This window comes from Streptomyces clavifer (assembly GCF_036345975.1).
Lineage (GTDB): Bacteria > Actinomycetota > Actinomycetes > Streptomycetales > Streptomycetaceae > Streptomyces > Streptomyces clavifer.
Genome location: NZ_CP107793.1, coordinates 4,337,864 through 4,362,480, shown reverse-complemented (window position 1 = coordinate 4,362,480; position 24,617 = coordinate 4,337,864). Strand labels below are relative to the sequence as shown.

Annotated in this window: 23 protein-coding genes; 10 read left to right on the top strand and 13 right to left on the bottom strand. The window is 72.8% G+C overall.

Going from position 1 to position 24,617, the window contains the following annotated elements:
• Positions 1-12: 12 nt before the first annotated feature.
• The 3 genes from OG927_RS19070 to OG927_RS19060 all read right to left on the bottom strand — a co-directional run bounded on the left by OG927_RS19070 (position 13) and on the right by OG927_RS19060 (position 2,798).
• Positions 13-915: a hypothetical protein gene (locus tag OG927_RS19070; protein ID WP_330320514.1), complete on the bottom strand. Its 903-nt coding sequence runs from the start codon at positions 913-915 to the stop codon at positions 13-15.
• 53 nt (positions 916-968) lie between these two features.
• The gene (locus tag OG927_RS19065) at positions 969-2,315 is read right to left on the bottom strand and encodes an MFS transporter (protein WP_330320513.1); all 1,347 of its coding nucleotides are present in this window, start codon (positions 2,313-2,315) and stop codon (positions 969-971) included.
• A 66-nt stretch (positions 2,316-2,381) separates the two neighbouring features.
• Positions 2,382-2,798, bottom strand: a complete 417-nt coding sequence (locus tag OG927_RS19060; RefSeq protein WP_330320512.1) for a ribosomal maturation YjgA family protein — start codon at positions 2,796-2,798, stop codon at positions 2,382-2,384.
• A 61-nt stretch (positions 2,799-2,859) separates the two neighbouring features.
• Here OG927_RS19060 and OG927_RS19055 point away from each other — a divergent pair, with 61 nt between their 5' ends.
• Both OG927_RS19055 and OG927_RS19050 read left to right on the top strand, forming a co-directional pair.
• Positions 2,860-3,879 carry a GlxA family transcriptional regulator gene (locus OG927_RS19055; protein WP_209469945.1) on the top strand — a complete coding sequence of 340 codons (1,020 nt, stop codon included), beginning with the start codon at positions 2,860-2,862 and terminating at the stop codon, positions 3,877-3,879.
• A 15-nt stretch (positions 3,880-3,894) separates the two neighbouring features.
• Entirely contained in the window at positions 3,895-4,767 is an 873-nt protein-coding gene (locus OG927_RS19050; protein ID WP_056796890.1) for an oxygenase MpaB family protein, read from the top strand.
• Positions 4,768-4,875: 108 nt separating this feature from the next.
• Here the strand turns inward: OG927_RS19050 and OG927_RS19045 are convergent, their stop codons facing one another.
• The 3 genes from OG927_RS19045 to OG927_RS19035 all read right to left on the bottom strand — a co-directional run bounded on the left by OG927_RS19045 (position 4,876) and on the right by OG927_RS19035 (position 6,905).
• Entirely contained in the window at positions 4,876-5,355 is a 480-nt protein-coding gene (locus OG927_RS19045) for an ATP-binding protein (protein WP_056796893.1), read from the bottom strand.
• A gap of 561 nt (positions 5,356-5,916) precedes the next feature.
• On the bottom strand, positions 5,917-6,447 hold the full coding sequence (locus OG927_RS19040) for an EF-hand domain-containing protein (RefSeq protein WP_124281431.1): 531 nt from the start codon (positions 6,445-6,447) through the stop codon (positions 5,917-5,919).
• 83 nt (positions 6,448-6,530) lie between these two features.
• Positions 6,531-6,905: an STAS domain-containing protein gene (locus tag OG927_RS19035; protein ID WP_056796899.1), complete on the bottom strand. Its 375-nt coding sequence runs from the start codon at positions 6,903-6,905 to the stop codon at positions 6,531-6,533.
• Between the two features lie 291 nt (positions 6,906-7,196).
• Between OG927_RS19035 and OG927_RS19030 the strand changes: the two genes are divergently transcribed.
• Positions 7,197-7,895 (top strand): sigma-70 family RNA polymerase sigma factor, encoded by a 699-nt coding sequence (locus tag OG927_RS19030; protein ID WP_056796902.1) that lies wholly within the window; start codon positions 7,197-7,199, stop codon positions 7,893-7,895.
• The gene (locus OG927_RS19025; protein ID WP_209469946.1) at positions 7,892-9,112 is read left to right on the top strand and encodes a zf-HC2 domain-containing protein; all 1,221 of its coding nucleotides are present in this window, start codon (positions 7,892-7,894) and stop codon (positions 9,110-9,112) included. The genes OG927_RS19030 and OG927_RS19025 overlap by 4 nt, the downstream gene beginning before the upstream one ends.
• A gap of 6 nt (positions 9,113-9,118) precedes the next feature.
• Here OG927_RS19025 and purU read toward each other — a convergent pair whose 3' ends face one another.
• Together purU and OG927_RS19015 are read right to left on the bottom strand one after the other, a co-directional pair.
• The gene (gene purU, locus OG927_RS19020) at positions 9,119-10,021 is read right to left on the bottom strand and encodes a formyltetrahydrofolate deformylase (protein ID WP_056796909.1); all 903 of its coding nucleotides are present in this window, start codon (positions 10,019-10,021) and stop codon (positions 9,119-9,121) included.
• Between the two features lie 85 nt (positions 10,022-10,106).
• Positions 10,107-10,553 (bottom strand): SCO4402 family protein, encoded by a 447-nt coding sequence (locus OG927_RS19015; protein ID WP_056796911.1) that lies wholly within the window; start codon positions 10,551-10,553, stop codon positions 10,107-10,109.
• A gap of 174 nt (positions 10,554-10,727) precedes the next feature.
• Between OG927_RS19015 and OG927_RS19010 the strand changes: the two genes are divergently transcribed.
• Positions 10,728-11,996, top strand: coding sequence for an ABC transporter substrate-binding protein (locus tag OG927_RS19010; protein ID WP_330320511.1), 1,269 nt, complete (start codon positions 10,728-10,730; stop codon positions 11,994-11,996).
• 69 nt (positions 11,997-12,065) lie between these two features.
• Here OG927_RS19010 and OG927_RS19005 read toward each other — a convergent pair whose 3' ends face one another.
• Both OG927_RS19005 and OG927_RS19000 read right to left on the bottom strand, forming a co-directional pair.
• Positions 12,066-13,553 carry a hypothetical protein gene (locus OG927_RS19005; protein WP_330320510.1) on the bottom strand — a complete coding sequence of 496 codons (1,488 nt, stop codon included), beginning with the start codon at positions 13,551-13,553 and terminating at the stop codon, positions 12,066-12,068.
• 160 nt (positions 13,554-13,713) lie between these two features.
• Complete coding sequence (locus OG927_RS19000; protein ID WP_056796920.1) at positions 13,714-15,096, bottom strand: hypothetical protein; 1,383 nt, start codon at positions 15,094-15,096, stop codon at positions 13,714-13,716.
• A 247-nt stretch (positions 15,097-15,343) separates the two neighbouring features.
• Between OG927_RS19000 and OG927_RS18995 the strand changes: the two genes are divergently transcribed.
• From OG927_RS18995 to OG927_RS18980, 4 genes are all read left to right on the top strand, one after another.
• Positions 15,344-16,048: a bifunctional DNA primase/polymerase gene (locus tag OG927_RS18995; RefSeq protein WP_330321333.1), complete on the top strand. Its 705-nt coding sequence runs from the start codon at positions 15,344-15,346 to the stop codon at positions 16,046-16,048.
• A gap of 38 nt (positions 16,049-16,086) precedes the next feature.
• Positions 16,087-16,911, top strand: coding sequence for an ABC transporter ATP-binding protein (locus tag OG927_RS18990; protein WP_330320509.1), 825 nt, complete (start codon positions 16,087-16,089; stop codon positions 16,909-16,911).
• Positions 16,908-18,542 carry a transporter gene (locus OG927_RS18985; protein WP_330320508.1) on the top strand — a complete coding sequence of 545 codons (1,635 nt, stop codon included), beginning with the start codon at positions 16,908-16,910 and terminating at the stop codon, positions 18,540-18,542. The genes OG927_RS18990 and OG927_RS18985 overlap by 4 nt, the downstream gene beginning before the upstream one ends.
• A gap of 221 nt (positions 18,543-18,763) precedes the next feature.
• Complete coding sequence (locus OG927_RS18980) at positions 18,764-19,543, top strand: hypothetical protein (RefSeq protein ID WP_330320507.1); 780 nt, start codon at positions 18,764-18,766, stop codon at positions 19,541-19,543.
• 99 nt (positions 19,544-19,642) lie between these two features.
• On the opposite strand, the gene OG927_RS18975 is transcribed toward OG927_RS18980, so the two are convergent.
• Together OG927_RS18975 and OG927_RS18970 are read right to left on the bottom strand one after the other, a co-directional pair.
• The gene (locus OG927_RS18975) at positions 19,643-20,578 is read right to left on the bottom strand and encodes an alpha/beta fold hydrolase (RefSeq protein ID WP_330320506.1); all 936 of its coding nucleotides are present in this window, start codon (positions 20,576-20,578) and stop codon (positions 19,643-19,645) included.
• A gap of 602 nt (positions 20,579-21,180) precedes the next feature.
• Positions 21,181-21,873 carry a metal-dependent transcriptional regulator gene (locus OG927_RS18970; protein WP_056796937.1) on the bottom strand — a complete coding sequence of 231 codons (693 nt, stop codon included), beginning with the start codon at positions 21,871-21,873 and terminating at the stop codon, positions 21,181-21,183.
• Between the two features lie 197 nt (positions 21,874-22,070).
• Between OG927_RS18970 and OG927_RS18965 the strand changes: the two genes are divergently transcribed.
• Positions 22,071-22,826: an SIS domain-containing protein gene (locus OG927_RS18965; protein ID WP_056796940.1), complete on the top strand. Its 756-nt coding sequence runs from the start codon at positions 22,071-22,073 to the stop codon at positions 22,824-22,826.
• 108 nt (positions 22,827-22,934) lie between these two features.
• Here the strand turns inward: OG927_RS18965 and OG927_RS18960 are convergent, their stop codons facing one another.
• Positions 22,935-24,350, bottom strand: coding sequence for a PAS domain-containing protein (locus tag OG927_RS18960; RefSeq protein ID WP_330320505.1), 1,416 nt, complete (start codon positions 24,348-24,350; stop codon positions 22,935-22,937).
• Positions 24,351-24,617: the final 267 nt, after the last annotated feature.

Here is a 24,617-nt window from a genome sequence, read left to right as displayed (position 1 = left end):
GCACGACGGGCCTCAGGGGGCCGTCCCTCGGACCAGGATCCGGACGTCTCCCCCGTCCGGATCACCGAACAGGGCGTACAGCTCGGGACGTTCGGCGGTTCCGCCCACCGTCCACGTGTCGAGCGGACAGCCGTCTTGGAAGACCACGAACGAGACCGTCCCCCTGACCGCGCCGTCCCCGGGGGCGTACGACCACGTGCCCGTGCCGTCGCAGCGGCCCTCCTCGTCCCAGGATCCGTACGGCACTCGGGAGAACACCGCGCCTCCGCCCGCGTCCAGACGGATCTCGGCCCGTCCGTCCTCGCTCTCCCAGACGCCGGGCATCTCCGCCTCCGTCAGGCGCGGGGCCTCGTACGCCCCCACGACGCCGGTGGCGAGTGCGAGGCCGCAGGCCGCCATCGCGGTCACGGTGAGCAGGAACCCCGCGGGCAGCACCCGGAACCACACCTCGCCCCGCCGGTACGGCCGCCCCCGCCGCCGCTCCCCCCTGCGGAACCACGCGACGCCCAGCAGCGGCAGGGCACCGCTCCCCGCGATCCAGGCCCAGGAGTGCAGGTACGGGGCACCGGCCGCGGCGGGCGCCGCCGCGTACAGCGCGCCGAGCGCGACGACGGATGCGGCCCGCCACTGCCACAGCGCGCCGTTCGCACGGCGGGCTGCCGCCTGCGCCGCGAGATCGGCCGGCATCGTCATCAGGAAGGTGTGCACCGACCCGAGGAACAGCAGGAGCGGCGGACCGAACACGAGCACGCACAGGAGCCCGAGCGGTGCGCCGGGCGCCCTCTCGTACTCGTCGTTCCGGCCGAAGCCGACCACCAGGGAGCCCGCGAGCAGCGCTCCCAGCTGTGCGGCACAGACCAGCATCGCCACCGTGCCGTCGGGCCCGACCGCCCCGGATGTACCCGCTCCGCGCATACGCCCCCCCCTGCCGTGGGACCGAACGGTAGCGGGCCCGTCCCGTTCACGGGTCAGGCGGGGGCCTTCGGGGCCCCGGGCCGGTCCGTCGGCTGCCCGCGGATGACCAGGGCCATCAGGGCCGCTGTCGCGCACAGCGCCCCCGAGGCGTACCAGACCACGTCGTACGAACCGGACACGTCGCGTGCCACGCCACCGAGGAACGCCACCAGCGCCGCGCCCACCTGGTGCGAGGCCAGGACCCAGCCGAAGACGATCGCGCTGTCCTCGCCGTAGTGCTCACGGCACAGGGCCATCGTCGGCGGGACCGTGGCGACCCAGTCCAGGCCGTAGAAGACGATGAAGAAGATCATGGGCGGGTGCACGGCCGGGGCCATCAGCATCGGCAGGAACAGCAGCGAGACGCCGCGCAGCGCGTAGTACACGGCGAGCAGCCTGCGGGCGTCGAAGCGGTCCGTGAGCCAGCCGCTGAAGATCGTGCCGATGATGTCGAAGACACCGATGACGGCCAGGAGCGAGGCCGCCGCGGTGATCGCCATGCCGTGGTCGTGCGCCGAGGGCACGAAGTGGATGCGGATCAGACCGTTGGTGGAGGCACCGCAGATCGCGAACGAACCGGCCAGCAGCCAGAACGGCCCCGTGCGCGCGGCGTCGAGGAGGACGCGCACGGTGCGGGTCGCCGCGCCCACCGCGGGCGCGGGCTTCTCCACGTACGTGCCGCCGTACGGGGCGAGGCCCACGTCGGCCGGATGGTCGCGCATCAGGAGCCAGACGAACGGGACGACGACGAGCGCGGCCAGGGCGACCGTCACCGAGGCGGGGCGCCAGCCGTGCTCGTCGACGATCCAGGCGCACAGCGGGAGGAAGACCAGCTGGCCGGAGGCCCCGGCCGCGGTCAGGATGCCGGTGACCAGGCCGCGGCGGGCGACGAACCAGCGGTTGGTGACGGTCGCCGAGAAGGCCAGTGCCATGGAGCCGGTGCCCAGACCGACGAGCAGGCCCCAGTAGAGCATCAGCTGCCAGGACGCCGTCATCCAGACGCTCGCCAGCGCTCCGGCGGCCACCGCCGTCAGCGCCACGACCACGACCCGGCGGATGCCGAAGCGGTCCATCAGCGCGGCGGCGAACGGCGCGGTGAGCCCGTACAGCGCCATGTCGATGGAGACGGCGAGGCCGATCTCCCCGCGGGACCAGCCGAACTCCGTGTGGAGGGGGTCGATGAGGAGGCCGGGCAGGGAGTTGAAGGCCGCACCGCCGATGATCGTCACGAAGGTGACGGCCGCGACGATCCACGCCCGGTGGATCCGCGGGCGGGAGGGCCGGCGGGGCGGGACGGCGTCGACGGGGACGGGGACGGGGACGGCCGCCGGTCTGCTTGTCGGGTTCACGCGGACCAGCATCCTGGTGGCCCCGGTCCCTCCACGAGTGGCTGGACAGACACCCTTCGCAGGGATCGGGCCACCGGGTCAGTCGCGGGTGCGCGCGGAGGCCGCCGTGTGGACCGCCCAGGCCAGGCCGGCCCCCACCGCGTACCAGAAGAGGTCCGGGGCGTTGAACGTCGAGCCCAGGACGAGCCGCGCGACCGTGCTCTGCCGGGACAGGTCCTCGGGTACGCCCGTCAGCTGGGCCAGCTCGACCGTCCAGCTGAACGCCAGCGCGGCCACGGCGGCCGTCACCGGGCGCACCCGGGGGGCCACCAGGACGACCAGCATGTGGATCAGCACCGTGTAGAGGGCGGACCCGGCGTACTTGGCGAAGTCCCCGCCCGCCACCGACCGGACGCCCAGCCCGGCCGCCACGGTCACGAGGGCGGCTGCCGCCGCCACCGCCCGGGTCCGGGTCGCGGAGGGAATGAATGTGCGGGCTGCCGACTTTTCGTTCACAGCAGGGACATGTATCAGCTGAGAGTCGGTGGCAGCCAACCCGAGAGGAAGAGGAATCCGCGTGCCGCACCGCGTCGTCGTACTCGCCCTCGACGGGCTGCTCCCCTTCGAACTGGGCATCCCGCAAAGGATCTTCGGCCGTTCGCTGAGCTCCGGACCGGTCGGCGGTGGCCGGAAGCTGTACGAGGTAATGACCTGTTCCGCCCGTCGGCCGGGCCCGGTCCGCACCGACGCCGACTTCAGCATCCTGGTCGAGCACGGGCCCGAGGCCCTCGCCACCGCCGACACCGTCGTCATCCCCGCCTCGCACGAGCTCGGCCCCGTCCACACGGAGGGCAGGCTCACCGACGAGCTCGGCGCCGCGCTCGCGCACATCAGGCCGGGGACCCGGATGGTGTCCATCTGCACGGGCGGGTACGTCCTCGCCGCGGCCGGATATCTCGACGGGCGCCCCGCCACCACCCACTGGTCCTCCGCCGACCACTTCCAGCGGCTCTTCCCCCAGGTCCGCGTCGACCCGGACGTGCTGTTCATCGACGACGGGGACGTGCTGACGTCCGCGGGGGTGGCCGCCGGGATCGACCTCTGCCTCCACATCGTGCGCCGCGACCACGGCACCGCCGTCGCCAACGACGTCGCCCGCCGCACCGTCGTACCGCCGCACCGCGACGGGGGCCAGGCGCAGTACATCCAGCGGCCCGTACCGGAGGCACAGCTCGCCACCACGACGGCCGCGCGGGCCTGGGCGCTCGGCCGGCTGGACCAGCCGATCCTGCTGCGTGACCTGGCCCAGCAGGAGGCGATGAGCATCCGCACGTTCACCCGCCGCTTCCGCGAGGAGGTCGGGATCAGCCCGGGGCAGTGGCTCACCCAGCAGCGGGTGGAGCGGGCCCGGCAGCTGCTGGAGTCCACGGACCTGTCGATCGACCAGGTGGCACGGGACGCGGGCTTCGGTACGGCCACCTCCCTGCGCCAGCGTGTGCAGGCGGCCCTGGGGGTGTCACCGATGGCCTATCGGCGGACGTTCCGGTCGACGGCCGCCGACGGTGCGCGCGGGACAGCAGGTGCCGGGCGCCCATGAGCGCATACTGGATCCATGGACTCGTCCATGCGTGCAGCCCCTCACCTGCGCGAACGCCTCGGCAGCGCCGTCTTCGCCCGCGTCGCCGGTCCCGCGGGGCCGGAGAACCGCGCCCGCATCCACGACACCCCGGGCCCGCGCTGGTTCGGCCCGCACCGGCCGATCCGCACCGTCCACGGCGACGCGTCCATGTTCATCGGCGGCCTCCGGGCACTCCTGCTCCAGTCCCTGCACCCGTTGGCGATGGCCGCCGTGGCGGCCCACTCCGGATACCGCGGCGATCCCTGGGGACGGTTGCAGCGCACCAGCACCTTCCTCGCGGTCACCACGTACGGAACGGCCGACCAGGCGCAGCAGGCCGTCGACCGGGTGCGAGCCGTACACGGCCTGGTGCACGGAAGGACTCCGTCCGGAGAGCCCTACGACGCCACCGACCCGCACCTCCTGGGCTGGGTGCACGTGGCCGAGGTGGAGAGTTTCCTGCTCGCCCACCAGCGCTACGGAGCCGCACCGCTCGACGCCACCGGATGCGACGGTTACCTCGCCGACACGGCACGCGTGGCGGAAGCACTCGGTGTCATCGATCCGCCGCGCGACCGGAAGGAACTCGTCGCCCGTCTCGGGGCCTACCGCGGTGAACTCCGCCCTACGGAGGAAGCACGCGAGGCGGCGCGCTTCATCCTGCTGCACCCGCCGCTGCCCCTGGTCGCCCGTGTGCCCTACGCGCTGCTCGCCGCGAACGCCGTCGCCGCCCTCCCGCGCTGGGCCCGTACGTCGCTGGAGCTGCCCCGCCTGTCGCACCCGGCCGAAGCCTGCCTGGCCCCGACCGGGCGCGCGCTGACCACCGCGATCCGCTGGGCCATGGCGCCACCACGCCCGGCGTCGTGATCGCCGGCGCCACGAGCCGTCGCCGCCCGGCCCCGCCGTCCGTCAGCCGGGAGGTGCGGTGCCGGGTGCCGGAGCATCCGAGCCCGGCCTGATCCGAACCGGGTGGCCCTAGACCAGGGGGGCTGCCGGCCGGAGGCCGGACCCGGCCTTCACTCCGTCCGGCTGTTCCTTGATCAGCCGGACCAGCGGGGGGCCGCCCCGGTCGATCTCGCACCAGATGCGCTTCCCGGCGCCTTCCGGCTGCCAGCCCCAGCGATCCGCCAGGCCGTCCACCAGCTCCAGCCCGCGGCCGTTGGTGTCCTCGCCCTCCGCGTGACGCGGCTGGGGCGGACGACAGCTGGTGTCGGTCACCTCGACCCGCACCGTGCCCGTCGCCCCCGTCGGTCCGAACAGCATCCGCAGCACGGCGGGGCAGCCCGTGTGGACCACCGCGTTGGTGACGAGCTCCGAGATGAGCAGGATGATCGTCTCGGCGAGCGGCTCGTCCTCCATCCCGGACCCGATCAGCCGCGACCGCGCCCATCTGCGGGCCCGCCCCACTTCCGCGGGATCCGGCCCGACCTCCAGCTGAACCTGAAGCACCTGCACCGCTCACACCATCCGAACCGGCGGACACATCGCCTAGCGCCTCCTCAGGGTCACGGAACGTGACTCCCCTTCGGGACAGCATGGTTGACGTACAGTCACCGCAACAAGCGCTTCGGGCATATTCCAGCGCGAAGGAGTACGCGTGGCCCATACTGTGCGACGCGTGCTGCGGAGAGTCGAACAGGATCGCCCCGTCGCCTCGGGGAAGGGCTCCCCGGCAGGCCCGGCGCATCTCCGTGGGCCACGAGCGGGGCATGGCTCCCGGTCCGGAACGGCCGCACGGGCCACATCCGGATGCTCCGGTTCCAGAACCACTCGCACCCGACGGAGCGTACCCGAGCGGTCCGGCCGACTCCGCCCGGTGACGGATCGCTCCCGGCACACCCCCGTGCCCCGGTGCCGTCCGGCTGCGCTGCGTCACCCGCGCACGCACCGGCCGCACGCCTCCGGTCAGCCATGACGGCCCTGCGGACGGCGGTACGGGCCGGTCCGGGAGGGCACCCGGCCGGCCCGCGGGGCGGCGCGAACTGCTCGCGCCGTCGGGCGTGTTGTGCGGCGGCGCTACGCGTCCGGTTCGATCACGGTGAAGTACGCGGCGAAGGCGTCGACCGCGTCCGCTTCGGCGACGGTGCCGTCGCCGTCGGTGTCCAGGCTCCGGGCCGCGATGCTCGCGACCTCGTCCTCGGCACCCAGGACGCGCAGGGCGCGCTCCACCGCGGCGACCGGGGCCGCGGCCGGCCCGTCGGCGTGCCCGCCGCCCGCCACGGCGATCGCCGCGCGCAGGAAGGGCCTGGCGATCTCCGCGAACCGCTCGGGGCTGTCGCGCAGCCGCTTCACGGCTCCGCCCACGAACTCCTCGCGATTGACGCGCTGGTCCCCGTCCACGTCGGCGATCCCGGCCATGCCCTGCCAGAAGGCCTCGGCGCCCGTGTAGAGGGCCTGACCCTTGTCGCAGCGGGCCGTCGTGCCGAATTCGGTGAGCAGACGGGCCGCTGCGGCGTTGAAATCGGCGCGATCGATGTAGCCGTTGCCGTCCTGGTCGAAGGCGGCGAACCGGTGCGCGATCTTGCGCTCGTACTCTGCGCTGTCCATGCGGGGAGCGTACGACGCCCCGGGGCGTCACGTGTCACCAACCCCCGTCGCACGTATCGGAACCGGGTGCCGGCCCGAGGTGTTCAGGCGGTGAGCGGCTGGGCTTCCTCGTCGGTGGCCGCATCGGCGTCGGGGTAGACCTCGAAGAGTCTGCGTACGCCCAGGGCGCCGAGCACCTTGTTGACGTGGGAGCCGTCCACCGCGCCACGGGCCGGGAGGATCAGCCGCAGCCGTCCGCCGCAGGACTTCATGAGGCGCCGGGAGGCGATCAGGACGCCGACGCCGCTGGAGTCGCAGAAGAGGACGCCCGAGAGGTCGAGGACCACGTCGTGCTGCCCCTCGGCCACCGCCCCGTGGACGGACTGACGTACGACGGGTGAGGTCACCAGATCGAGTTCACCGCGTATCCGCAGCACGGTCCACGCGCCCTGCTCGGTCTCGTCCACCTTCAGCGTCACGCGACGGGGCCTTTCGTTCCGGTGGCATCCGGAGGATCCGGAAGTTTCCGTTCCTCCTCGCGGGTGCCCACGTTGCGCCTTTGTGAAACTCCGGCGCGCTCAGCGCCCCCGCACGGGATTCATCCAGAAATGATCACCGGCGACCGGTTTACCCGGCCAGGAAACGGCAAAGCGCGCTGTGTTCCCTATCATTCAGCGCCACTCGGGGGACGTACTTGGCGCAAAGGTGCGTGCTCGCCGGAGCCCGCCCACTACATTCGGGGTGACGAGGGGCACAGGGCTGGGGGCTGGATGGCGAAGGACGCACCACCGCGCTGGGACCGCCGGATGCAGCAGCGGCTGACGCGCGGCGAGGCGGCGGCGCTCGGCGAGCTCTACGACCGGTTCGCTCCCCTCGTGCACAGCCAGGCCCACCGCATGCTCGACGACGAGGACGCAGCCGACCTGGTGACCCGCGAGGTCTTCCACTTCGTCTGGGAGAACCCGGGCGCGTACGACCCCAAGCAGGGCTCGATGAGGTCCTGGGTGGCATGGCTCACCCACCGCCGGTCCGTGCAGCGGCTCCGCGGGACGCACGGCGCGGACGGCGCCGGTACGGGCCACCGGGACGCCCTCGCAGCACCCGCGGACGGCTCCGGCGCGGACCGGCAGGAGGCGGACGGCCCCCGTACCGACAGCCCGGACGCCCTCGCGGCACCGGCGGACGGCTCCGGCGCGGACGCCCGTGAGCGGGAGCTGGAGCACCTGGTGCGCAGGGCCACCGTCGCCGCCCGCGCCGACTACATCGTCGCCTCCATGCCCGCGCCGCTGCGCGCCGCGCTGGAGCTCGCGTACGTCCAGCGCCGGGACTACCGGCAGACCGCCGCCGACCTCGGCGTCACCGGCGAGGAGGCCCGGCGCCGGCTGCGGCTCGGGCTCCAGCTGCTCGCCACCGCGAACACCCACCCGCAAGCGGGCTCCTCGCCTCCCGGATACGGACACACCCCATGAGCGGCGGCACCGACGGCTCCGGCCGCGACGACAGGCTCCACGGCGAACGGCGCATACCGGCCCCGCGGGCCCCCGCCGACGACCGCGCGTACCTGCCCGCTCCGCCCGTCGTGCCGCAGCTCTCCCACAAGGTGCTCACCTCGCTGCTCGGCGCCTGGGCCCTGGCAGCCTGCTCCGCCGAGGAGACCGCGGCGGTCGAGGAGCACCTCACCTCGTGCGCCCCCTGTGCCGACGAGGCCCTGCGGCTGCGGGACGCCGTGGGGCTCCTGCACACCGACGGCAGCCTGGATCTGGACCCGATGCTCCGGGCCCGGGTCCTGGAGAGCTGTCTGAGCCGCCGTCCGGCCCGGATCCCCGTCCCGTCCTGGGCCGCCCCCTACGACACGGAGACCGCCCGGCTCGACGCGCTCCTCCGGGACATCGGCAGCCCCGAGTGGCACGCGCCGGTACGGCTGAAGTGGTTCGACGGCGAACGTCAGACCGGCCGGAAGACGACGGTCGCCGGGGTGATCGGCCATCTGACGGCCGTCGACGGCCTGGTCTCCACCGCTCTCGGCCTGGACGACCCGCTCGGTTGCGGGGACAAGCCCCTGTCACCGACCGAGCGCACCGAAACGTATTGGTCGGCCGCTTACCGGCCGCCCACCCGGGCCGTCCGGGAACCGTGGCGCGACCAGAGCCACACCCTGGTGCGCACGGTGTCGTTCGCCGGCCGGAGCGTCTCGGAGCTCTCCGTCCCGTACGGGGACTTCGCCCTCCCCCTGACGGACTCCCTGCTGGAACGGGCCTTCGAGTGCTGGGTACACGCCGGGGACATCGCTGACGCGGTGGACTATCCGTACGAGCCTCCCGCCGCAGCCCATCTCCACCGGATGATCGACCTCGCGGTCCGGCTGCTGCCGGCCACCCTGGCCGGGCGCCGGCGTGCGGGGCTGGCGGGTGCGGCCCGCCACCTGGTCACGGCCGGGTCCCCGGGCCGTTCCCTGCACCTGGAGGTCGAGGGCCGGGGCGGCGGCGACTGGTACATCGCGCTGGACTCGCCCGCCGCGGTCGGCTCGCCCGGTCACACGGTGGCGCAGGTCGCGCTCGACGGTGTGGAGTTCTGCCGGCTGGTCGCCGGGCACGTCCCGCCGGTGGAGGCCGCCGCGGGGCAGGAGGGCGACCGCGAGGCGATCAGCGACGTGCTGTTCGCCGCGGCCTCCCTCAGCAGGCTGTGATCCCGGCTACGCGAAGACCACCGTGCGGCGGCCGTTGAGCAGGATGCGCCGCTCGGCGTGCCACTTGACCGCGCGGGCCAGCGCCTGGCACTCCACGTCCCGCCCCACGGCGACGAGCTGGTCCGGCGTGACGCCGTGCCCGACCCGCTCCACCTCCTGCTCGATGATCGGCCCCTCGTCGAGGTCGGCGGTCACGTAGTGCGCCGTCGCACCGATCAGCTTCACGCCGCGCGCATGGGCCTGGTGGTACGGCTTCGCGCCCTTGAAGCTCGGCAGGAAGGAGTGGTGGATGTTGATGATCCGGCCGCTCAGCTGCTTGCAGAGATCGTCCGAGAGCACCTGCATGTAGCGGGCCAGGACGACCAGCTCCACGTTCTCCCCGCGCACCAGCTCCAGCAGCTGTGCCTCCGCCTCCGCCTTGTTCTCCCTGTTCACCGGGATGTGCCGGAAGGGGATGCCGTACGAGGCGACGAGCTCGGCGAAATCCGTGTGGTTGGAGACGACGGCCACGATCTCGACCGGCAGCGCACCGATGCCGGACCGGAAGAGCAGGTCGTTCAGGCAGTGGCCGAACTTGCTGACCATCAGGACGACGCGCATCCGGTCGGACGAGCGGTGTATCTGCCACTCCATCCCGAAGGCGTCCCCGATCGCGGCGAAGCCGGCGCGCAGCTTGTCCACGTCCACCGTGACGTCCGCCGAGAAGTGGACGCGCATGAAGAAGAGCCCGGTGTCGTGGTCGCCGAACTGCTGGCTGTCCTCGATGTTGCAGCCGGTCGTGAAGAGATAGCTCGACACGGCGTGCACGATGCCCTGTTTGTCGGGGCACGAGAGTGTGAGGACGTACTGCTCGGCGGTGGCGTCCGAGGCAGCGGCGGTAAGGGATTCGGCAGGCTGCGGCGCGGTCATCCCCGTAGGGTGCCACAGGTCGGCTGGCGTCCTCCGTCCGGATCGGGCCGGACCCCGCGAGCCGGTCCGGACGCGGTGCCCCGGGTCAGGCGGATCCGGTCATGATGCGGAGCACGTCGAGGGAGCGCGGCGGGACGTCCGGGTCCTCGGCGTCGTTGGTGGCGAGCATCACATGGGCCTCGCGGGCCGCCTGCACGGCCTCCGCCCAGCCGTGGTGCTCCAGATAGGCGGAGACGGGGGCGTCCGCGCCGACCTGGTGCATGATGCGCAGCACGCGCAGCGCCGCCACGTCCACGAGGGCCGCCTCGGCCGAGTCGCGGAAGATCGTCCCCACGTATTTCTCGGCGGACCAGTTGTCCAGCCAGGTGTCCTCGACCAGGCGGTACACGGCGTCGGTGACGTCGCCGTAGCCGGCGCGGCCGGGGAGCCAGCACTCGTGGTGGAAGACGGGGTCGGAGAGCATGTGCAGCGCCGAGCGCACGTTGCTGCGCCAGCGCCACCACGGCATGTCGTTGAGCGGCATGCCGCCCATGGTGGAGGAGCGACGGCCGCGACGGGAAGAGTTCTCCGAACCTTGCTGCACGGTTGTCGATCGTACGTTCCTCGTCCCGGTGTGCGCACGGCCCCCCGTAATTCACCTTCACGTCACCGAGCGTTGAACACGGCACACTGCGGCGTTACCCGTGACGCGGAAAAGTTCATGCCCATGACCGGATGGCGACGCCTCATCACTCCCCGCCCCTGCAGACTCCTCACGAGCACGGTGGCGGCCGGCGCGCTGCTGACCACCGGCTGTGGTGTCGTACCCGGTCTCCCGGGAGGCTCCGGGGACACCGTCACCGTGATGACCTGGGCGCCGGACACGCCCGGGGCCGCCGTGAACATGGCGGGCATGCCGGCCATGGCGCGGACCTACGCCCGCTGGATCAACGACCGGGGCGGGATCGACGGGCACGAGCTGCGTGTGCTCACCTGCAACGAGGCCGACAGCCCGATGGGGGCGTCGAAGTGCGCGCGGCAGGCGGTCGCCGAGGACGTCGTCGCGGTCGTCGGCTCGTACAGCAGGCACGGGCGGGCCGTCCTGGCGCCGCTGGAGGCCGCCGGGATCCCGTACATCGGCGGCTACGGCGCCTCGGCCGACGAGTTCACCAGCTACCTGTCCTATCCCGTCAACGGCGGCCAGTCGGCCCTCCTCGCGGGGAACGGCGAGCAGCTGGCGGCCGATTGCGACCGGGTCTCGCTCGTGCGGCCGGACTCGCTCGTCGGCGACGGCATGCCGGGCCTCGTGAACATGAGCCTCACCCGGGCCGACCGCCCGGCGTCCTTCGACATCGTGGCCCCCGAGGAGGCCACGTCCTACGACTCCCAGGCGGCCGAGGCCCTGAAGGAGGCGGGCGACGGCTGCGTGACCGCGGTGCTCGGCAAGGGCACGGAGACGTTCTTCGACTCGTTCCGCCGGCTCGAACCGGAGAACAGCGGCGTACGGATCTCGTCGGTCCTCGGCAGCGTCGGGCAGCCGCTCATCGACCGCACGGGCGGCCGGAACAGCCCCTTCGAGGGGGCGTACGTCACCGGCTGGTACCCGGAGTCGGGCGATGCCCGGTGGAAGCCGATGCGCCAGGTGATCCGGAAGTACGCGTTCGGCGACAACAGGATCGACCCCGACGACACGGGCGTGCAGACGACCTGGATCGCGTACACGGTGCTCAGGACGGTCATCGAGGCGCTGGACCAGGAGACGATCACGGCGGGCGGAGTCTCCGTCAGCCTCAACCGGGGCACCGAGGTGGACACGGGCGGGCTCACGCCGGTCCTGCGCTGGCGCTTCCAGGACACGGTCGGTTCGGCCGCGTACCCTCGCATCGTCAACGGCCGGGTGACGTTCCAGGTGGTCCGCGGGGGGCGTCTGGTCGCCGATCGGAAGGGCTTCGTCGACGTGACGGAGACCCTGGTGGACGCCCGCATCAGGGGCTGACCGCCTACGGCGACGGCCCCCGTCGCCCGTGGTCCCGGGCAGCGGGGGCCGTCGTCGGCGGTGCGTGCGTCAGAGGTCGGTCGGGGTGTGCTTCGTCAGGCCGTACTTCTCCGCGATGGAGTTCCAGAGCCCCGACGCCTTCTGCTTCTCCCGGGTGGCCACGCCGCTGGCGGCATTGGCCTTGCCCTTCTCGTCGGTCGACCTGGCCTTGCCGCCCTTGCAGACCTTCTTGTTGTTCCTGGCCTGGTCGGCCCAGGCGGCGTAGTGGTCGTCCGCCTGGGCCGAGGCCTGCCAGGCCGCGGTCAGCGCGGACTTCAGTTCGGCGTGAGCGGGCAGCTGGTCGATGCTCAGCCCTTCGAGCCGGGTCACCAGATCACGGCGCTGCGTCGCCGCGCCCCGCAGGTCGGTGGCCGCCTGGTCCAGCGCCTGACAGCTCTCGATCCTCCCCACGGCGCTGATCACCGTCGCACGGCTGTCGTTGCTGTCCGCGAGCAGCTTGTCGAGTCCCTGCGCCTGCGGCTCGGCGGGGTCGGCCGCCGCCGGGGCGGACGCCTCGCCCGCGGGTGAACTCTGCGCGGACACCGACTGCTTGTCGTCCCCCGACTTCTCGTCGCCGCCGCTCATCAGGGCGCCCGCGCCCAGTCCGATGACGGCGCAGCCGATGACCACGGCGGCGATGAGCGGGATGTGCGCGGAGCGCCTGCGCGGCGCCCCGCCGCCCCCGTGCTCGGGTTCCTGGGTGTTCCGGACCCCCTGCGGCCCCGACGGGGACGGCTGGGCCCCCTGCGGAGGCTGGTGCTGCCGGCGCGGGGGCTGCTGGTGCGGGGGCTGCTGGTGCGCGGGGCCGACCTGGGGCATCTGCTGCGTGGCGCCCGCGGGCCCCTCGTCGCGGAACAGGCTGTCGAACTCGGCGGGCGGCTGCCGCTCGCCGGGGGGCCCGGGCCGGATCCCGTACGGGGCGCCGCCGGGCACCGGCGGTATGTACTGGGTCGCGTCGGCGTCGGCCCCCTGGCCCGACTGCCCGAGGTACTGGGTGGACTCCGCGGGGTGCGTGGGCGGCAGCCCGCCGGGTACCGGGGCGATGTACTGCGTGGCGTCCGCGTCCCCGCCCCCCGGCATGCCGGGCACGGCCTCCGGCGGCAGCGGCTGCGCGTACGACTGCTGAGGGCCCTGCTGCTGGTACGGGTCCTGCTGGTACGCGTCCTGCGGGGACCCGTACTGCTGCTGCGGGGGCGCGTAGGACTGCTGCTGCGGGTCGTGCGGGGGCGCGTAGGACTGCTGCGGGTCCTGCTGGGACGCGTACGGCTGCTGGGGCCGGTACTGCCCGTACGCGTCCGGCTGGTGCTGCTCGGGCGGCAGCTGACCCGGTGCCCGGCCGTCCTGGTGGGCGTCCGGGCCCCAGGGCCCTCCCCACGGCTGCCCGCCCGCGGGGGCGGCCCGGTCGGCCGTCCGGCCGCCCTCGGACCAGGGGGCGCCGCCCTCCGCGGGCAGCACGACACCTTCGTGGGCGGGTCGTACAGCAGGGAGCTGCTCGTCACCCTGTCCGCTCTGCGTCACCGGGACTCCTACGTGTGAACCAACGGAATCGTCGGCTCAAGCTACCGGGTGGCAACCACCCGGCGCCAAGCGCCCGAAGGCGCTCACCACCCCTTCACACAGCGGGTAACACGGAGCGCTCCCCCGGCGCTGTTCATGGTCGATTCACGGAATCGGCAGCTCAGGCAGCCTGCAGCTCCATCCGCTCACCGAACTCCCGGACGGCGGAGGTCTCTCCGAACGGCACGAGCCGCTGCTGGAGGTCATCGAGATATTCGGCACCCCGGCTGGAGCGCACCGTGCTCAGGAGCTCCATGGCCCGCAGCCCCGTGTGGCACGCCTGCTCCACCTCGCGCTGCTGCACCTGTGCCGTGGCCAGCAGCACCAGGCCGATGCCGCGGCGCCGGGTCCGGGACTGCGGGAGGGCCGCCAGGGCCTCCTTCGCCCGGCGCGCGGCCGGCTCACCCTGCCCCAGGTCGCGGTGGCAGTGCGCCAGCTCGTCCGCGAGGTAGCCGGCGTCGAAGTGGGCGATCCAGGACGGGTCGTCACCGGTGTCCGGATCCGACTGCTCCAGGGACGCCAGCGCCCGGCCGGCCGCCACCTGGCACGTGCGCGCGTCCCCCATCAGCGCGTGTCCCCGGGCCTCCGCCGCGTGGAACATCGCCTCCGCACGCGGTGTCACCCGCCCCCGTGCACCCTCCTGCGCGGCCCTCGCCAGCTGGGCGATCTCGCGCGGGTTCCCGAGCTGGGCGGCGAGGTGGCTCATCGAGGCGGCCAGCACATAGCCGCCGTACGCCCGGTCGCCCGCGGCCTGGGCCAGGCGCAGGGCCTGGATGTAGTAACGCTGGGCCAGCCCCGGCTGGCCGGTGTCGACGGCCATGTACCCGGCGAGCTCGGTGAGCCGGGCGACCGCACCGAACAGCTCCCGGCCCACGGATTCGCGGTACGCCCCGGAAAGGAGCCCGGACACCACGCTGTTGAGGTAGTGCACGAGGACGGGCCGAACGTGCCCGCTGCCGAAGCGGTGGTCCAGGTCGACGAGCGCGGCCGTCATGGCGCGCACCGCCTCCACGTCCGGCATCCCGACCCGCGCCCCCGCGGTGCGTGCCACCTGCGGGTCCGCGCCCGTGATCAGCCAGTCGCGGCTGGGCTCGACCAGCGCGGACGCGGCGACCGCCGAACCGGACAGCAGATCACGGCGGCCCACGTCGCTGCGCCACAGCTCGCAGACCTGCTCGACCGCCCCGAGCACGGTGGGCGCGAACTGGAGGCCCACGCCCGAGGCCAGGTTCTTGCCGTTGGCCATGCCGATCTCGTCGATCGTGACCGTACGGCCGAGCTTGCGGCCGAGCGCCTCGGCGATGATTCCGGGCGCCCGACCGCGCGGCTGCTGCCCGCGCAGCCAACGGGCCACGGAGGTCTTGTCGTAGCGGAGGTCGAGCCCCCGCTCGACTCCGACCATGTTGACGCGGCGGGCGAGGCCCGCGTTGGAACAGGCCGCCTCCTGGATGAGCGTCTGGAGCCGTTCGTTCGGCTGGCGGGCGACGAGAGGCCTGGCTGCCATGTTTCCCCCTGGGACCGCAGTGATCATTGGTAGGGATCACTGCCCGGCATATGGACAAGAAATGCGCATATTCATCTGTATTGGGTACGAGCGAAGGCGAGTTGGCACAGTCCTGCAAGTGGTTACCCGCGCTTCGGTGCACTGCCTCACGCGCGCCCCCGCCCATGCCTCCGTGCGCCCCGCGTGCAGGATCGATCCGCCGTAACCGACGTCCGTGCGCCCGTAACCCCGGGTGGCGCCGGAAGTTGTGCTGTTCGTGGAAGAGCCCATCGGAGTGACGGAAGCCGCGCAGGTCGTACAGGTCGTTCAGGTCCCCCAACAGCGGGGGGAGACACCGCTGGACGCCGCGGCGCGGTATGCGGAGGTGCGGCACTGGGACGTGTTCCCCGGCACCTGGCTCGACGTGGTGGGCGGGGCGGAGCGCTGCTCGTGCGGGGACACCGGCTGCGCCTCCCCCGGGGCCCATCCCACGCGCCCCGACTGGGCCGGCCAGGCCACCGGGAGCGCCGCGGCGGCCCGTCGGATGTGGTCCCAGCGCCCCTCCTCCTCGGTCCTGTTGCCGACGGGACGGTCCTTCGACGCCCTCGACGTACCGGAGTCGGCGGGCTTCCTCGCGCTGGCCAGGATGGACCGGATGGGCCTCGGGCTCGGCCCGGTGACCCGCACCCCCGACCGCCGGATGCTGTTCTTCGTGCTGCCGGGCGGCGCGGCCAAGGCCCCCGGCCTCGTCCGCGGGCTGGGCTGGGACGCCGACTCCCTCGACATGGTGGGACGCGGCGAGGGCCATTACGTGGCGGCGCCCCCGACCCGCGTCGGGGGGCGCGGCGCCGTGCAGTGGGCGCGGCGCCCCACGCCGACGAACCGGTGGCTGCCGGACGCCGAGGAACTGATCAGTCCGCTCGCGTACGCGTGCGCGCGGGAGACGGCGGACGCCCGGACTCGCCTTTCGTAGGGTGGTCCCCACACGCGGGGATATCGAAAGGCAGTGCCATGCCGGAGCAGACGGACATCACGGGCGGAGCGAGCACGGCGGGCGGTGCCTCCACGGCACCGCCCGCCGTGCGGGTCCAGGGGTTGTGGAAGCGGTTCGGGGATCAGGTGGCGGTCTCCGGAATCGATCTGGAGCTGCCCGCGGGCAAGTTCATCGGTCTGGTCGGTCCCAACGGTGCGGGGAAGACGACCACGCTCTCCATGGTGACGGGGCTGCTCCGGCCCGACATGGGGAGCATCGAGGTCGGCGGTCACGACGTGTGGCGGGACCCGGTCGCGGTGAAGGCCCGGATCGGGGTGCTGCCGGAGGGACTACGGCTGTTCGAGCGACTCTCCGGGCGTGAACTCCTCTCCTACACCGGACGGTTGAGAGGGCTGCCGGGAGCCGAGGTCGACAAGCGGACCACGCAGCTGCTCGATGTCCTCGATCTGGCGGGGGCACAGCACAAGCTGGTCGTGGACTACTCGACCGGGATGCGCAAGAAGATCGGTCTCGCGGCGGCGTTGCTGCACAATCCCGAAGTGCTCTTCCTCGACGAGCCGTTCGAGGGCGTGGACCCGGTGTCGGCGCAGACGATCCGCGGGGTGCTGGAGCGGTACACGCGCTCCGGCGCGACCGTGGTCTTCTCCAGCCATGTGATGGAGCTCGTCGAGTCGCTCTGCGACTGGGTGGCCGTCATGGCGGCGGGCCGGATCCGGGCCCGGGGCACGCTCGCCGAGGTGCGCGGGGACGCGCCTTCGCTGCAGGACGCGTTCCTCGAGCTCGTCGGCGCGGGCGCCCGGGACACCGGGCAGTCCCTGGACTGGCTGGGCGGTGCCCGATGACCGTCCTCGACAGCCCGGCTGGGCACGCCGTCCCGGCGGCCCCCCGCCAGGGCCTCGTGCCCGTCTTCGTACGGCTCAAGCTGACGCTGCTGCGCAACGGGCTGCGCCGGTCGTCCGGGCGCCGGGCGGTCTACATCACGTCCCTCGTCGTCACCCTGCTGTTCGCCGCGGGTCAGGTGGCCGGGCTGGTCGCGCTGCGCGGCCACGCCCAGGCCGAGACCCTCGTGGTGCTGCTGACCGCGGTGGTGGCGCTCGGCTGGGCGGTGATGCCGCTGTTCTTCCCGAGCGGTGACGAGACCCTGGACCCGAGCCGGCTGGTCATGCTTCCGCTGCGGCCCCGCCCGCTGGTCGGGGCGCTGCTGGTGTCCTCGCTGATCGGTATCGGGCCGCTCTTCACGCTCGCGCTGGCCCTCGGTTCGGTGATCGCGGTGGCGCGGGGTGCGACGGCGGTGGTGGTCGCGTTCGTCGCCGTACCGGTGACGCTGCTGGTCTGTGTGGCGCTGGCCCGGTCCGTCGCCACGGCCAACGTGCGGTTGCTGACCTCACGCAAGGGGCGCGATCTCGCGCTGCTCAGCGGGCTGGTGATCGCGGTGGGCATCCAGTTCGTCAACGTCGCCGCTCAGCGCCTGGGCCGGGCCGGCGGCCTGTCCTCGCTCGAGCCGCTGGCGGACGTGGTGCGCTGGCTGCCGCCCGCATCGGCGCTCGGCGCCGTGGGTTCCGCGTCGGAGGGGGCGTACGGGGCCGCAGCCGGGCAGCTGCTGCTCTCCGTGCTGGCGCTGGGGGCCCTGGTGGGGCTGTGGCAGCGCAGTCTCTCGAAGCTGATGACGTCGCCGGACGGTTCCACGATCGCCGCCGCGGGCCGCGACGCCGGTTCCGAGCGGTCCGGACTCTTCGCGCGGTTCCCCGAAGGGCGTACCGGGACGGTGATGGAGCGCAGTCTGCGGTACGTCGCCCGGGACCCGAAGACGAAGGCGACATGGGTGGCGGCACTGGCGATCGGCCTGATCGTGCCCGTGCTCAACGCGGTGCAGGGGTCCGGCTCGGTCTACCTGGCCTGTTTCGCCGCCGGGATGCTCGGCATGCAGATGTACAACCAGTTCGGGCAGGACACCTCCGCCTTCTGGATGGTGGCGCTGTCGATCTCGTCCTCCCGGGACGCCTATGCCGAACTGCGGGCGCGGGCCCTGGCCCTGCTGCTGATCACCCTGCCGTACACGGTCCTCGTGACCGCGGTGACGGCGGCGGTGCTCGGGGACTGGGCGGCGCTCCCCGCGTCCATGGGCCTGTCCCTGGCCCTGCTCGGCGCGATGCTGGCGACGGGTGCCGTGGCCTCCGCGCTGTTCCCGTACTCGATCCCGCAGGAGGGCGCGTTCAAGAACGTGGCGCCGGGGCAGGCGGGGCTGGCCTGGATCTCCATCCTCGGCGGGATGGTGGCGTCCGCACTGCTCTGCGCACCCGTCATCGGGCTGACCGTCTGGCTGCATGGGGCGGATCTGCGGGGCTGGTTGTGGCTGCTGCTGCCGGTGGGCGCGGTGTACGGGACGTTCGTCGGATGGCTGGGGGTACGGCTCGCCGCTCCGCGCGCGGCGGCCCGGCTCCCGGAGATCCTGACGGCGGTCAGCAAGGGCTGAGGAGCGGCACTCGGCGCCCCGCGCCACCGCTCCGAGGCGGTCCTCTCTCCGTGCGGGCGCCGGGTCCCTCCCCGGGACCCGGCCGGGGTGGGGACGTGGTGATCGAATCGTTGCCGCACCGCGTACAACCGCGAACGGCCCTCCCCCGTCCCACAGTCAGCCGCGCGGACGGGTGCGCCTGTGCACCCGGTCCAGGCCGCAGGGGAAGGACGGGTTCGAAGATGGGGAAGTCGATGTGGAGAGCGGTGGTCGCCGGTGGAGCGGCGGTCGTGTTCACCGGGGTGGCGGCGGCGCCTGCCGGGGCGGCGGAGGGCGGGGTCTCCTTCACCCGGGTCGCGGTGAACGGCGGGAAGCCGATCGTCATCGGGGTGGCCGAGGAGGTCGAGGTGCACGCGGTCTTCCGGATGACGACGAAGCTGCGCTACGACTACGGGCCGACGGTGTTTCCCTACCGGGGGAAGCTCAGCAACACGGACACGCTGCACAGCGCCGTCATCACCAGCGACTGCGAGGTCGTGAACAAGGCGCAAGGGGTCTGCGACTTCGAGGAATGGCTGTACATCGACCCGCGGAACCACGACTTCGGGAACGAGGACGCGGGCACCTGGCGAACCGCCGCCCGGGTCTTTCTCGCCGGTGACGCCCACGACATCGACGACGAGAACCTCCCGCTGCAGCTCAGGCGGGCCACCCGCGTCACCGTCAACGCCGCGCCGGAACCCGTCACGAAAGGCAGGACCCTCACCGTGACCGGGCGGGTCACGCGGGCGAACTGGGACACGCACACGTACCAGGGCTACGCGGGCCGCACGGTGAGCCTGCAGTTCAAGGCGACGGGCGCCTCCTCGTACACGACGGTCAAGAAGGCGACGTCGAGTACGTCGGGGGCGCTCAAGACCACGGTGAAGGCCACCGGGCCGGGGACGTGGCGGTGGACGTACTACGGGAACTCCACCTCCGGGGCGAAGTCGTCGGCCGGGGATCACGTCGCCGTGCGGTAGACGACGTGCGGTGACCGCCTGCGCCGGACCGGCTCCCGGAGATCCTTACGGCGGTCAGCGAGGACCGGGGCGGGGGCGGGGCGGGACAGGGCACGGGGCCTACGGAATCGCGGGATCGGCCGCCGACGGGTCGCGGTCGTCCCGGTCCTCCTCCTCGTCCCCGTCGTCGGGGTGGTCCTCGGCGAGCTGCTCCAGGAACGGCTCCACCGCCGTGCGCCAGCCCTCCGGCTGGTCGTAGTGGACGAGATGACCCGCGTCGGCCACCTCCGCGTACTGTCCGCGCGGCAGGACGCGGACCATCTCCTGGGCCTCCGCCCGGCCCAGCTCGCCGTCGATCCCGCGCAGGACCAGGGTGGGGCACCGCACCTGGGCGAGCTCCTCCCAGTGGGCGTCGTAGACCCAGGTGGCCCGGGACCGGAGCATCTGCTCGCGGGAGAAGACGGGCCGCCAGCCGTCGGCCCGCTCGGCCATCACCTCGGCGAAGAACTCACCGCGGGACGGATTGGGCCGCTCCACCCAGGGGTCGTCCTCGCCGAACCACTTGCGTACGTCGGCGAGGGTCGCGAAGGGCAGCGGCCACGACGCGAACCAGTCCTCCCATTCGCGCTGCGAGGCCGCCCCGAGCGCGGAGGCCCGCATGTCGCAGATGATCAGGGCCTTCACCAGATCCGGACGCTTCGCCGCGAGCTGCCAGGCCGTGAGGGCACCCATCGAGTGCCCGATGAGGACGACGGGGGCGAGGCCGAGCTGTTCGATTGCCGCCTCGGCGTCGGCGACGTACGCGTCACGGGTGTACGGGCCCTCGGCCGGCTTGTCGCTCCGGCCGTGTCCCCGCTGGTCGAGGCCGACCGGGCGGTGACGCTCGGAGAGCCAGCGGGCGGGAGAGGCCCAGTGCGCGGACCGGCCCATCAGGCCGTGCAGCAATAAGATCCCGGGGGCGCGCTCGGACTCGGCGCGCCCTTTGGGCGAGTCGGCGAACTCCCAGGCCGCGAGGCGTACGCCGTCGGTCCCGGTCACATCAACGCGCCGCACCATAGGTTCTGGCACCTCCTTCGGGTTCTCGATCACCGTGTGGTCGCCTCCGCCAGACTATCGAACCTTTATTCGAACAGAGGGGTTCGGCTCGCAACATCCCACGTTCGAGTGACACCACTCCAGGATTGGCGCGAGCCGCCGGGGGGAGATTTCCTCCAGGACGCGGACCGCTCGGGGACAGGGGTCCGCGGAGGCCGACCTCGAGAGCTCGGGGCTCCGGGTCGGCGCAGGGGAGGACCGGCCCCGGCACCTTCGGGCGCCGGGGCCGTCCCCTGTTCCGGAACAGATCGGTCCGCGCGCACGCGGACCCGTCGGGGCGTCGTGCCGGCCCCGTGCGGCAGTGAGGGCGGCCGGGAGCAGGGCTGCCACCTCGCGGTGCACATGCCAGTACGACGGGCGCATTACCCGCTCCCTCCCGACCGCGCGGCAGGCCCTGCCGGCACCCTCAGGTCATATGCCTGGCCACAGCCTGGCACGCGATTCGCCCGGCCGCTGCGATTCCGGACGGAAAACAGAAAGCGGGCGCAACCGTTCACTTCTGCACGTGCATCTGCACCGGTGCCTGCAACTGCACCGGGCACCGGTGATCACATCGGCCCTGCTCAGCGCTTCGCGACGAAGACGTGCGAGGCGACCTCGGTGTTCAGCTCCGCCGCCTCTCCGCTGGAGCCCACCAGCACACCGCCGGCGGACTCCGTCACGCTCACCACCGAGCCGGGCTGCACGCCCGCACGTCGCAGCGCGTACATCAGCTGTGCGTCGGTCTGGATCGGCTCACCGATCCGGCGCACCACCACGGTCTTGCCCTCCGGGCCCGGGTCGAGCTCGGACAGGCTCACCATGCTCTCGTCCAGGAACGGATCGGCCTCGGACTTCTCGCCCAGCTCCTCCAGGCCCGGGATCGGATTCCCGTACGGAGACTCCGTCGGGTGCCGCAGGAGCTCCAGAACACGGCGCTCCACGGCCTCGCTCATCACGTGCTCCCAGCGACACGCCTCGGCGTGGACCTGCTCCCACTCCAGGCCGATCACGTCGACGAGCAGGCACTCGGCGAGCCGGTGCTTGCGCATCACCCGTGTCGCGAGGCGGCGCCCCTCCTCGGTCAGCTCCAGGTGGCGGTCGCCCGCGACCTGGACCAGCCCGTCCCGCTCCATGCGCGCCACCGTCTGGCTGACCGTCGGACCGCTCTGGTCCAGCCGTTCGGCGATCCGGGCGCGCATCGGGACCACGTTTTCCTCTTCGAGCTCGAGGATGGTGCGGAGATACATCTCCGTTGTGTCGATCAGTCCGGACATACGTGCCCCTCGATGCTGTGACATGAAATCGTCGTGCGATGGCCCTTCCGCCAATTCTGACGCATACGGCCGACAACCGTGCCGTGCTCTCCGAAGCATCTCCGCGGGAGCGGTGCCGGACGGTTGACAGGTCAGTGGTCCAGACCGCAACGTGATCGCGGCACAGACACCCCACCCCCGTAGGAAAGGCCTCCTCGATGAGCGACAGCAAGCTCGCCGGTCAGTTCTTCGACGCCGCGATCGGCCTGCTGGAGCGGGTGCGCGACGAGGAGGCCGGAGCCGTCGCGGCCGCGGGCGCCGCCATCGCCGACACGGTCGCCGCGGGCGGCCGGCTCTTCGCCTTCGGCGCCGGGCACTCCTCGCTGGCCGCGCAGGACGTCGTCTACCGGGCGGGCGGGCTCGCCCTGATGAACCTGCTCGCCGTGCCCGGCACGCTCGGCGTCGACGTCATGCCGGCCACGCTCGGCTCCGCGCTGGAGCGGGTGGACGGGCTCGCGGGAGCGGTGCTCGACTCCAGCCCCGCGAAGTCCGGCGACCTCCTCGTGGTCATCTCCCTGTCCGGGCGGAACGCGCTGCCCGTGGAGATGGCGCAGAACGCCCGGGCTCTCGGACTGACGGTCGTCGGGGTCACCTCGGTCGCGTACGCGACGGGCACCCGGTCGCGGCACGCCTCGGGGGGCTTCCTGCGGGACCACTGCGACATCGTGCTCGACAGCAAGATCGCGATCGGCGACGCGGAGCTGACCGCGGAAGGCGTCGAGGCGCCCTTCGCACCGGCGTCGACGGTGGTCACCAGCGCCCTGATGCAGGCGATGATGGCCACGGCCGCGGAGCAGCTGGTCGCCCGGGGGATCGAGCCACCGCTGCTGCGGTCGGGGAACGTGGACGGCGGGCACGAGTGGAACGGGCGCGTGATGCGGGAGTACGGGGACCGGATCTTCTACCGGCACTGAACGGTTCCGTCCGCGCACGCCGGACAGCACGCCGGACAGCACGCCGACCCGCACGCCGGAAGGGATGCGCCGGACAGGCCGGCCGGCCACGCTGTGCGGGCCCCGCCCTCAGCCGTCGGACCGGCCGAGGCCGCCGCCGGGGCGGTCCTGGTCGCCGAAGCCGGTGGTCAGGTGGGCCAGGTCGACCGCCGAGGCGACCCGCACCGCCACACTCTCCGCGTACATCGCGTCCGGGCGTTCGAAGGCGCCGCGGTTCGCCGCGCGCAGGAACGTCACCACGCCCAGCGTCCGCCCCCGGCTCCGCAGCACCGCGCACAGCGCGTGCACCGAGTCGCGGGGCCACTGGCGCTCCACCGCCCACGCCTCACCCGCCCCGGTCCGCGCACTGGCCCGGACCGATCCCGTGCGCTCCACCGCCTGCAGAGCGGGATGCCCGGGCCCGTACCGCGCGGGAAGCGCGCCCCCGGACACCGGCAGGCAGGGGCCGGGGGCGTCGGACGGCGTCGCGGCGGCCCGGACCAGCCGCTCCCCGGCCAGCAGATCCACCACCACGTGGTCGGCGAACCCGGCCAGGGCGTAGTCCAGCGTGGAGGTCGCCGCCTCCACGGGGTCTTCGCACTCGGACGCCTGGCGGGCCGCCCGGTGCAGCTGGTTCGACCGGAAGCGCACCCGGTCCGCCTCCTGCTCCGCGAGCTTCGCCACCGTCACGTCCCGGAACAGCCAGCCGACCCCCAGCGGAACCGGTTCTTCGGCGAGCGGTGACGCCAGCCGCAGGAAGCCGCTGCGCCAGCAGCGCCGCCGGTCGCCCTCCGCCGTCCGCAGCGTCACCCACAGCTCGGCCGGAGCGGACGGGGCGCCTTCGGCGAGCACGTGCTGCAGCGCCCCTTCCAGGTCCTCGACCCCCTGCACGACCAGCTCGCCGAGCGGGCGCCCCAGCAACGCCGTACGCCGGCCGCCCAGCGCCCGCGCCGCGTAGGCGTTGACGACGGTCGGCCGCAGGTCGACGTCGACGAGGACCACGCCCCACGACGCGTCCTCGAGCAGCGCCTCACTGAGGGCGATGGACCGCTCCAGATCGATCTGTGCGTGCACCTCGCTGAACGCGCAGTACACCCCGGCGGGCTTCCCGTCCTCGCCGCGCACCCCGGACGACTGGGTCCGTACGAGCACCCGCCCGCCGTCCTTGCGCAGCAGCGCGAATTCGTGGACCTGCCGGCCGGGGGTGCCCATCGCGGCCATCAGCCGCCCCTGCACGTCCCCCGCGTCCGCGCTCCGCACCGCCCATCCGGCGAAGCCGGTGCGCCCGACGGCCTCGGCGGCGGACCAGCCGAGAATGCGCTCGGCCTCACGGTTCCAGTGGGTGATCGCGCCGTCCGCGTCGAACGCGCAGAGCGCGGCGTCCATCCCGTCGAGCAGCGCCGCGAGCAACTGGGACCCCGGGACGGTCCCTGCCGGGGGCTCGCGCCCGGGGTCCTCCTCGGGGCCGATCGCGTCCGTGGTGCCGCTGCTCCTGGAAGCACTCACTCCGTACCTCCCGCAGGACGTGTTCCGCATTGCCGCACGTCAGACCATTGAACTCGAACGTGAGCCACCGCACAGCCACTTCCTGGAAATCCGGCGGCCACCTCGGCCCGATTAATCGGTTGTGCGTCCCCGGAGGCGTTCCTAAGGTGTGCGTACACGCTGAAAGGAGGTGATCCGAAAAGTGCAGTCTTATCGGATTCGTGAGGTGGCTGCGGGCTGACAGCCCGTCGTCGCACCCAGTGCACGTCGGCGGGCTGCCCGCCGGAA